Here is a 9151-nt window from a genome sequence, read left to right on the forward strand (position 1 = left end):
CCGGTCATGACGAAGCTCATCAGCGCGTAGCTGCCGACGGCGCAGAAAAGCGCTGCGACGAAACGCGGCCTGGTGACGATCTCGGCGAGCGGCCGGGCATCGCCGTCGGCGATTTCCACCTTGCCGACGGCTCTCGCCGGAATGCGCAGGAACGAGAGAATGACGGCGCCGACGGCCGCCAGCACGAGAATGGAAGCGAACGAGCCGGCAAACATCACCGGCGCAAAGGATTCTCGGGTGAAGATGACGATCTGCGGCCCAAGGATGGCGGTGACGATGCCGCCGGCCAGCACGAAGGAAATGGCGCGCGCCTTGAACTCCGGCGGCGCGTTGTCGGCCGCGGCGAAGCGGAACTGCTGGACGAAGGCGCCGCCAACGCCGATCACCAACAGGCCGAAAGCGAACAGCCAGAAGCTGGGATTAAACAGCGCCAGCGTGGCAATGAGCCCGCCAAGCGCGGTGACGATCGTGCCGCTCATGAAGCCGTTGCGCTGGCCGAGCCAGCGGATGATGGCTGCGGCTGGCAAGGAACCGAGAGCCACGCCGACGTTGAAGCCGGTGACCGGCGCCGTCGCCAGCGACTTGTCGGCATCGAGCAGATGGTGCCCGGCCAGCGCGCCGAGCGAAATGGCGATGGGTGCGGCCGAACCGATAATCGCCTGCGAGGCGGCCAGAATAAACGCCGTTCGGCGCGCTTCCTTGCCGGCCCCGGCGGCAATAGTCGTGGCGGTCATGAAGCGTCCTTGCCGCGCCCCTCGCCACGCACCCGGCGCGACACGCGATCGAGCACGGCGTTGGTGAGCTTCGGCTCGTCGTCCTCGTAGAACGCCTTGGCGATGTCGACATATTCCGAAACGATGACGGCGACCGGCACATCCTCGCGCTTCATCAGCTCATAGACGCCGGCGCGCAGAATGGCGCGCAGGGTCGAATCGAGCCTGGACAACGGCCAGTCGTCGGTCAGTGCCTGGCGGATGACCGGATCGATGGTCTTCTGGTTCTCGACGACACCGGTGAGGATGGCGCGGAACCATTGCGCGTCGGCCTCGCGATAGAGCGCGCCGTCGACTTCCTTGCCGAGCCTGAACAGTTCGTATTCGGCGGTGGTCTCGAAGACGCCGCTGCCGGCCACGTCCATCTGGTAGAGTGCCTGCACGGCGGCCAGACGCGCCGCGCCGCGCTTGTTGGCGTGGCGCACCGCAGCGGGCTGGCCGGGCGAAGCGGGTTCGCTCACGATGGCGCTCCCAATTGCTGCTTGAGCGCGATCATGGTCAGCGCGGCGCGCGCGGCAAAGCCGCCCTTGTCGCCTTCCGAACGCCTGGCCCGCGTCCAGGCCTGGGCGTCGTTTTCGGTGGTCAGGATGCCGTTGCCGATGCAGGCCGCTTCCTGCACGGACAGGTCCATCAGCGCGCGGCTGGATTCATTGGCGACGATGTCGAAGTGATAGGTATCACCACGGATAATGGTGCCGAGGGCAACGAAACCGTCATAGGCGGTCCCGCCTTGGGAGGCGCCGTCAAGCGCGAAGGTTATCACCGCCGGGATTTCCAGCGAACCCGGAACCGTGACGACATCATAGGTCGCGCCCGCTTCTTCGAGCGCGCTTGTCGCGCCTTCGAGCAGCGCGTCGGCAAGGTCGTCATGGAAGCGCGCCTCGATGACGAGAAGGTGCGCCTTCTGCTTCGGGCGGATGAACGCTTTGCCGTGTTGGGATATGCCAGCCATAAATGTCTCCGGGGATCGCCGGTGACTTAGGCCGAAGCAGGGTCGATCGCAAGCGGAAGATTGCCGGAATGGATGCTAGCTGCTCCGCGCCGTTCCTGTCGCACCACACACCCGAGCAGTGTCCGCAGCTTCGCCTTCAGTGGTCTCACGGTATCTAGCCACCGTCTCGCGTAAGCGATCGTCTACCGCCTTCGGACTGACAAGGGCATCCACGAAGGCCTGGCTGTCGCGTACAGAGAGATCGAGGCGCTTGTATTCAGGCGAAGTCATAGTCGTTCTCCTGACCGACCGTATACAGCCAAGGACCGATGCTTCAAAGCGGATCGTCTAAAGCCCTTCTTTCGCCGCCTCAACCAGCCGCGCAGCATAGCGGGCCATGGTGTCGATCTCGAGATTGACTCGGTCGCCGACCTCGCGCTCGCCCCAGGTGGTGACGGTCAGCGAATGATGGATCAACAGCACGTCGAAGCGGGTGCCTTCGACCTTGTTGACGGTGAGCGAGGTGCCGTCGAGCGCAACGGAGCCCTTGGGCGCGATGAACTTCGCTAGGTCGCGCGGCGCTTCGAGCGTGAAGCGCACCGCATCGCCCTCCTCCTTGCGCGCCACGATCTCGGCGGTGCCGTCGACATGGCCGGATACGATGTGGCCACCGAGTTCGTCGCCGATCTTCAGCGCCCGCTCCAGATTGATCCTGGTGCCGGATTTCCAGGTTGCGGCTGTCGTCAACCTGAGCGCCTCTTCCCAGGCCTCGACCTCGAACCAGCGTGCATTCGAGCCATGTTCGGGCAGCGCCGTGACGGTAAGGCAGACGCCGCCGCAGGAGATCGAAGCGCCGATGGCGACGGTCTCTGGATCGTAGGCGGTGTCGATGCGCAAGCCGACCCCTTCCCTCAGCGGCCTGACAGCGGCAACGGTGCCGACATCGGTGACAATCCCAGTAAACATCGCGGCCCTGATCCTAGATATCTCTTACCCACTCGGCGTAGCTGTCTTCGCCAAAACGCATGTCGCGCAATTTGCGAAACCCCGCCGGGATATGGTTGGCGTCTATGGGCGATGCAATGCCGCCCTCGCCGATCGCGTCCGGCCCCTGGAACAGCACGATGCGGTCGACCAGCCCTTCCGCCAGGAAAGTACTCGCCACCTTGGCGCCGCCCTCGACCAGCACGCTCGCCATGCCGAGCGCCGCCAAATCTTCCAGCAATTCCGGCAGGGCGACGCCGCCCTCATGCGTTTCCGTGCCGATGAAGCGCACGCCAGCGCGCTCGAGTGCTGCCCGCCGGTGCGGATCGGCTTCCAGACAAGCGGCGACATAGAGCGGCACCCGGTCGATGCCGGAAACCAGCTTCGAGGTTTCGGGCAGGCGGATCTGGCGGTCGAGCACGATACGTGCCGGCGAACGGTTCTCCAGCCCCGGCAAACGCACGGTCAGCGCCGGATCGTCTTCCAGCGCGGTGCCAATGCCCACCAGAATGGCGTCTGCTTCTGCCCGCATCAGATAGACTTCGCGCCGCGCGATCTCGCCGGTGATCGCGACCTGCCCCTCGCCTTCCCTGCCGATCTTGCCATCGCTGGAAAGTGCAAGCTTCAGAATCACTTCCGGACGTTTTTTCAGAGATCGAATCAGATAGCCGGCCATCTGCTCGGCCGCTTCAGTGGCGAGCACCTTTTCGACCACCTCGACCCCTGCGGCGCGCAGGATCGCATAGCCCTTGCCGGACACGCGCGGATCGGGGTCGCTCGCAGCGCCAACTACCCGCGCGACGCCGGCACTGACCAGCGCATTGGCGCAAGGCGGCGTGCGACCATGATGGGCGCAGGGTTCGAGAGTGACGTAAGCGGTGGCGCCGCGCGCGAGTTCGCCGGCCTCGGCCAGCGCCTCGGTCTCGGCGTGCGGGCGACCGCCGACGGCGGTGACGCCGGTGCCGACGATCTTCGGTCCGTCGCCATCGTCGCGCACGATGAGCGTGCCAACGGAGGGGTTGGTCGAGGTCCGCCCGGCGTTCTTTCGAGATAACCTGAGCGCCGCCGCCATGAAACGGCGGTCGAGGCTCTCCTGTTCGGCTTTGCTGGGTTCGGGCCTTGCCATTTTCAGCCGGCGTCCTCGTCACCCCTGAGCTCGTCGCCCTTCAGTTCACCGAGTACGTCGTGGAAATCCTTGGCCTCGCGGAAATTGCGATAAACCGAGGCGAAGCGCACATAGGCGACGTCATCAAGCGATTTCAGCGCCTCCATGACCAGCCGGCCGACCTCGCCCGAGGCGACCTCGGTCTCGCCCGAGCTTTCGAGCTGGCGCACAATTCCGGTCACCGCGCGGTCGATGCGCTCGGGATCGACATTGCGCTTGCGCACGGCGATCTCGACCGAGCGCAGCAGCTTGTCACGATCGAACGGCACCTTGCGGCCGGACTTCTTGACCACCACAAGGTCGCGCAACTGCACGCGCTCGAAAGTGGTGAAGCGGCCGCCGCAATCGGGGCAGACGCGGCGCCTGCGGATCGCCGCGCCATCCTCGGCGGGGCGCGAATCCTTCACCTGCGTATCTTCAGACTGGCAGTAGGGACAGCGCATGGAGAGCCTTCGGTTCGCGAATCTCGTGAGGCGAAAGGCTTAGAGCTTTTTGCCGGAATGGCAAACGCAGCCTTCGCGTCTCAGAGATAGCGAGGCGCGGAGAAAATTGCGAGAGCCGCCTGTCGCGTCAGGGCGCAACGTCTTTTGTCGGGAAGCCACAGGACGTGCCGAGATTGCGGTAGGCCTTGGTGAATCCATCCATCGGGATGCTGGCGACCGCCTGCTTGCCGAAAACGACATCGAGCGAGGTGGCCTTGCGCATGGCGCGCAGCAGGGCGAGGCTGGTTTTGGCCTGGTTATCCACCACCCAACTGGGACGGCCGTTGACGGCGTCGGTGGAATAGATCGTCGCGGAAACCTTGACGCCGGGGTCGCCGAATGTCGCGGCGATGTTCTTGCCGGTCGGCAGATCCCTATTGTCAACGGTGATCATGATGGCGGGATAGGCGTCGGGCGGCAGAGCATCGCCGTTCGAGATCGACAGCGTCAGCGTGCCGGCACTGCCTTTGCCGTCGACGAAGGCGGTCGAGGCGGCACAGGTCTTGCGTATGTCCTCACCGGTGTCGATCTCATCCACCAGGGTCGACCATTTACCGAATGTTTCCATCTTCGGTGTCGCGGGCGTTGTAGTCTGTGCCGAGGCGACGCTGGACAATGGCAAGACAGCCAATGCGGCCAGGGCACAAAGGACACCAGCACCGGCAAGATTTTGCATCATCGTCAGCACTCCTGCCCGAACCGCCTCGAATGGCGCTTCTCGATAACGACTAACGTTCACCCGAGATGAATGAACTCACCCGAGATAGGGATAGAGCGGAAAACGATCCGTTAATGCGGTCACTTTCGCCTTCACCGCGGCTTCCACCGCCGCATTGCCCTCGTCGGAGTTGGCGACCTTGAGCCCATCCAGCACCTCGGCGATCAACTTGCCGATCTCGCGGAACTCGGCCTGGCCGAAGCCGCGCGTGGTGCCGGCCGGCGTGCCCAGACGCACGCCAGAGGTGACGAAGGGCTTTTCCGGGTCGAAGGGTATGCCGTTCTTGTTGCAGGTGATGTTGGCGCGGCCAAGGGCTGCCTCGGCGCGTTTGCCGGTGGCGTTCTTGGGCCTGAGGTCGACCAGCATCAAATGATTGTCAGTGCCGCCGGAGACGATGTCGAGACCGGTTTCCTGCAGGCTGGAGGCCAGCGCCTTGGCATTGGCGGCAACGCTCTCGGCGTAGAGTTTGAAGCTCGGCTTCTGCGCTTCGCCGAGCGCCACTGCCTTGGCGGCGATGACATGCATCAGCGGCCCGCCCTGCAGGCCGGGGAATACCGCCGAATTCATCTTCTTGGCGATGTCCTCGTCATTGCACAGGATCATGCCGCCACGCGGGCCGCGCAGCGACTTGTGCGTCGTCGTCGTCACCACATGGGCATGGGGCAGCGGCGACGGGTGCACGCCGCCTGCAACCAGGCCGGCGATATGCGCCATGTCGACCATCAGATAGGCGCCGACCGCGTCGGCGATCTCGCGGAACCGCTTCCAGTCCCAGACGCGCGAATAGGCGGTGCCGCCGGCAAGAATGAGCTTCGGCTTCGTCTCGTGCGCGGTCTTCTCGATCGCGTCCATGTCGAGCAGATGGTCTTCCTTGCGCACGCCATAGGAGACGACCTTGAACCATTTGCCGCTCATGTTGACCGGCGAACCATGGGTCAGGTGGCCGCCCGAATTCAGGTCGAGCCCCATGAAGGTGTCGCCGGGCTGCAAGAGCGCAAGGAACACCGCCTGGTTCATCTGGCTGCCGGAATTCGGCTGGACGTTGGCAAAGTTGCAGCCGAACAGCTTTTTCGCCCGCTCTATGGCGAGTTCCTCGGCCACGTCGACGAACTGGCAGCCGCCATAGTAGCGCTTGCCCGGATAGCCCTCGGCATATTTGTTGGTCATGATCGACCCTTGCGCTTCCAGCACGGCGCGGGAGACGATGTTTTCCGACGCGATCAGCTCGATCTCGTGGCGCTGGCGGCCGAGTTCGTTGCGGATGGCGCCGAAGATCTCCGGATCGGCATCCTCAAGTGTGGTTTCGAAGAAGGATTCGAATTTGTTCGACACTGCCGCTGCTGTTGCCATGGCTTGAAATCCTTGATCCGGGGGCAATTTGTTTGTGCATATCGCTGCCCCAAAACCGCTGCGCACTTTTGGGCGACATGCATTGGCGCGCCATTAACACAGTTGCTTTGCCCCCGCCACGTTTGCGCCGCGAAATTTGCTGGCCGGATTGCGCCAGCGCGGGTCCGCAGGCCCTATTTCCTTCCCTGCCGACCCTTCAGCAGAGCCTCGGTGAGCGTGATTTCGGCAAACAGCGCCTGCATCGTATGGTCGTTGATCTCGCGGCTGCGAAACATGGCGCGCACGGCGGCGCGCTCGGCTTCAATGCCGGCGAGCCTGAGTTCGAGCTCCAGCCGGCCGGCCTCGCGGGCCTCGGCGCGCGCTTCATCCGCCTCGTCGGAGGCGGCGATGCGACGCCGATAACCGGCGACGATGCTGTCGGCCACCGCCAGGCGGGCGCCTGCCTCCTCGCCTTCGCTGCCGTCATTGGCGACGCTCTCGATGCGGGCGATCGCCGCATTGGCCGCGCCAACGCGCGCCCGCCGCTCCTCGGCGGCACCAGGATGCTCGCCCGGCTCGACCAGCCCGCGCGCGATCTTCGGCAAGGCAAGGCTGGCGATGACAAGCGAGCAGATGATGACGCCGGCGGCGAGGAAGATCACCAGATCGCGCGCCGGAAAGGGCGAACCGTCGGGCATGGCGAGCGGCAGCGACAGGATGCCGGCCAGCGTGATGGCGCCGCGCACGCCCCCCACCGAGCCGGCAAGCCGCACGCGCAGGCCGAACGTCTCGGCCTTGCGCTTGCCAAACCGCGCGGCAAGCCGTGCCGCGATGTCACCAACCCAGATCCACAGGAAGCGCAGTGCGATCAGGCACAAAGTGAGGATCAGCACCATGGCAACCGGCTCGATCAGCCAATGCCGGCTGCTTAGCTCGGGCGGCACGTGGCGGATGATGTCGGGAAGCTGCAGGCCGAGCAGGATGAACAGGGCGCCGTTGAACACAAAGGAAAGCGTCGTCCATAGCGACATAGTCTGCATGCGCGCCGAAACGCCGAGGTAGCGGAAAATACCGGAACCGCCCGTCAACAGGCCGGCGGTGACCGCCGCCAGGATGCCCGAGGCTTCGACATATTCGGCGCCGAGATAGGCGATGAAGGGCATCAGGATCATCACCAGCACTTGCGCCTCGGCCGGAACACTGCCGATGCGGTTCAAAAGTTGCAGCGCCTTGGCGGCGATAATCAAGGCCGCCACACCGGCCAGGATGCCGGCGGCAACGGCATAGAGGAAACTCAGCGAAGCGGCGGCGAAGGAGAAGCTGCCGGTCAGCACGGCCGCCACCGCGAAGCGGAACATGACGAGACCCGACGCGTCGTTGAGCAGCGACTCGCCTTCCAGAATATGCATCAGCCGGGCCGGCACAACGTTGCGGTCGACGATCGATGAGACGGCGACCGCGTCGGTCGGCGACAGCACCGCAGCCAGCGCGAAGGCGACGACCAGAGGGATGCTCGGCACCAGCCAATGCAAGGCATAGCCGAAGCCGACGATGGTGAAGAAGACGAGGCCGATGGCAAGGTCGAGGATCGGGCCGCGCAGCGCCAGCAGTTCGCGCTTCGGCGCGGCAACGGCATCGCCGAACAGAAGCGGTGGGATGAACACCAGCAGGAACAGCTCGGGATCGATCTCGACATGGATGCCGCGCACCGGCCAGGCCAGTGCCGCACCCATGGCGATCTGCAATACCGGCAGCGGCACGCGCACGAGCCGGACCAGCGCGCCGGAAAGAGTCACGAAGACGAGCACGACGAGGATGAAGACGGCGACTTGCATGGCGCGATTCCGAACGAGGTTTCAGGACCATGCGCAAAACCGGGTGGAACGTCCAGTTCGACACATAAGGGACGCGCTGGCGAAAACCTGAAAGCAAAAAAGGCCGCTCTATGGCGGCCTTTTCAGCAAAAAGAATCAGTTGGTTACAGAGCAGAAGTGATCTGCAGCTCGTTGGCCCCGTCGAGGCCATAGATGTCGTCGCGGAACTGCACGACGCCCGGCCCCGTCGACCACGCAGAAACGTAGAGGAAATAGACCGGCACCGGATTGGTGACCTGTACCGGGACGTTCTCGCCGCTCTTGATCGTCGCCTCGAAATGCTGGCGGTTCCAGCCCGGCGTGTCGCGCAGGATCCAGGTGACGAGATCGCGCACGTTCTGGACGCGCACGCAGCCCGAGGAATCGAAGCGCATCATCTTGCCGAACAGGCTCTGCTGCGGCGTATCGTGCATATACACGCCGTCCGGGCTCGGGAAATTGATCTTGACCGAGGCCATGGCATTGCCGGCGCCCGGATCCTGGCGAAAGCGGTATTTCGCGGCGTCGTCGGTCGACCAGTCCACGGTCATCGGATCGACCTCGCTGCCATCCGGCGCGAACAGGCGGATATGGCTGTCCTTGAGATAGTTGGGATCCTTGCGCATCAGCGGAATGATGTCCTTGCGCACGATCGAGACCGGGGCATTCCAGTAGGGATTGACGATGATCTCGTTGATCTTGGAATTGACGATCGGCGTCTGGCGGTCGATCTTGCCGACGATCGCCGTGTGGCGCAGCACGACGCGGTCGTTCTCGACCGCCTCGACCTGGGCGCCCGGGATGTCGACCAGAACGTAGCGGTTGCCCAAAGTGCCGGCGCGCTCGCGCAGGCGCTGCAAATTGGTTTGCAACTGGCCGAGCCGGATTGGCGCCGAAACATTCATCGCCGCATAAG

11 protein-coding genes are annotated in these 9151 nt (G+C 64.3%); all 11 read right to left on the minus strand.

Annotated elements, in window-relative coordinates; translation table 11 throughout:
* On the minus strand, positions 1 to 734 hold a 734-nt coding region (locus CN311_RS13020), incomplete at its 3' end, for an MFS transporter (RefSeq protein ID WP_115504248.1).
* On the minus strand, positions 731 to 1234 hold the full coding sequence (gene nusB, locus CN311_RS13025) for a transcription antitermination factor NusB (RefSeq protein ID WP_097574126.1): 504 nt from the start codon (positions 1232 to 1234) through the stop codon (positions 731 to 733). The genes nusB and CN311_RS13020, both read right to left, overlap by 4 nt.
* Positions 1231 to 1725, minus strand: coding sequence for a 6,7-dimethyl-8-ribityllumazine synthase (ribH, locus tag CN311_RS13030; protein ID WP_097574127.1), 495 nt, complete (start codon positions 1723 to 1725; stop codon positions 1231 to 1233). Before ribH ends, nusB begins: the two co-directional genes overlap by 4 nt.
* A gap of 75 nt (positions 1726 to 1800) precedes the next feature.
* Complete coding sequence (locus CN311_RS33645; protein ID WP_115504249.1) at positions 1801 to 1995, minus strand: type II toxin -antitoxin system TacA 1-like antitoxin; 195 nt, start codon at positions 1993 to 1995, stop codon at positions 1801 to 1803.
* Between the two features lie 57 nt (positions 1996 to 2052).
* Entirely contained in the window at positions 2053 to 2670 is a 618-nt protein-coding gene (locus CN311_RS13040; RefSeq protein WP_097574128.1) for a riboflavin synthase, read from the minus strand.
* Between the two features lie 13 nt (positions 2671 to 2683).
* Positions 2684 to 3814, minus strand: a complete 1131-nt coding sequence (gene ribD / locus CN311_RS13045) for a bifunctional diaminohydroxyphosphoribosylaminopyrimidine deaminase/5-amino-6-(5-phosphoribosylamino)uracil reductase RibD (RefSeq protein ID WP_097574129.1) — start codon at positions 3812 to 3814, stop codon at positions 2684 to 2686.
* Between the two features lie 2 nt (positions 3815 to 3816).
* On the minus strand, positions 3817 to 4296 hold the full coding sequence (nrdR, locus tag CN311_RS13050; protein WP_097574130.1) for a transcriptional regulator NrdR: 480 nt from the start codon (positions 4294 to 4296) through the stop codon (positions 3817 to 3819).
* Between the two features lie 127 nt (positions 4297 to 4423).
* Complete coding sequence (locus CN311_RS13055; protein ID WP_097574131.1) at positions 4424 to 5014, minus strand: hypothetical protein; 591 nt, start codon at positions 5012 to 5014, stop codon at positions 4424 to 4426.
* Positions 5015 to 5089: 75 nt separating this feature from the next.
* Positions 5090 to 6403: a serine hydroxymethyltransferase gene (glyA, locus tag CN311_RS13060; RefSeq protein ID WP_097574132.1), complete on the minus strand. Its 1314-nt coding sequence runs from the start codon at positions 6401 to 6403 to the stop codon at positions 5090 to 5092.
* Positions 6404 to 6576: 173 nt separating this feature from the next.
* Positions 6577 to 8217 (minus strand): Na+/H+ antiporter, encoded by a 1641-nt coding sequence (locus CN311_RS13065; protein WP_097574133.1) that lies wholly within the window; start codon positions 8215 to 8217, stop codon positions 6577 to 6579.
* Positions 8218 to 8360: 143 nt separating this feature from the next.
* Positions 8361 to 9151 (minus strand): L,D-transpeptidase family protein (locus CN311_RS13070; RefSeq protein WP_165779687.1); only part of this gene is annotated, 791 nt, incomplete at its 5' end.

The organism is Mesorhizobium sanjuanii (assembly GCF_002529485.1).
In the GTDB taxonomy this organism is placed as follows: domain Bacteria; phylum Pseudomonadota; class Alphaproteobacteria; order Rhizobiales; family Rhizobiaceae; genus Mesorhizobium; species Mesorhizobium sanjuanii.

What these genes read in the sequence shown, in the direction of transcription:
- ribH (WP_097574127.1), bottom strand. Translation starts at nt 1,725, where the DNA reads ATGGCTGGCATATCCCAACACGGCAAAGCGTTCATCCGCCCGAAGCAG.
- CN311_RS33645 (WP_115504249.1), bottom strand. Translation starts at nt 1,995, where the DNA reads ATGACTTCGCCTGAATACAAGCGCCTCGATCTCTCTGTACGCGACAGC.
- CN311_RS13040 (WP_097574128.1), bottom strand. Translation starts at nt 2,670, where the DNA reads ATGTTTACTGGGATTGTCACCGATGTCGGCACCGTTGCCGCTGTCAGG.
- ribD (WP_097574129.1), bottom strand. Translation starts at nt 3,814, where the DNA reads ATGGCAAGGCCCGAACCCAGCAAAGCCGAACAGGAGAGCCTCGACCGC.
- nrdR (WP_097574130.1), bottom strand. Translation starts at nt 4,296, where the DNA reads ATGCGCTGTCCCTACTGCCAGTCTGAAGATACGCAGGTGAAGGATTCG.
- CN311_RS13055 (WP_097574131.1), bottom strand. Translation starts at nt 5,014, where the DNA reads ATGATGCAAAATCTTGCCGGTGCTGGTGTCCTTTGTGCCCTGGCCGCA.
- glyA (WP_097574132.1), bottom strand. Translation starts at nt 6,403, where the DNA reads ATGGCAACAGCAGCGGCAGTGTCGAACAAATTCGAATCCTTCTTCGAA.
- CN311_RS13065 (WP_097574133.1), bottom strand. Translation starts at nt 8,217, where the DNA reads ATGCAAGTCGCCGTCTTCATCCTCGTCGTGCTCGTCTTCGTGACTCTT.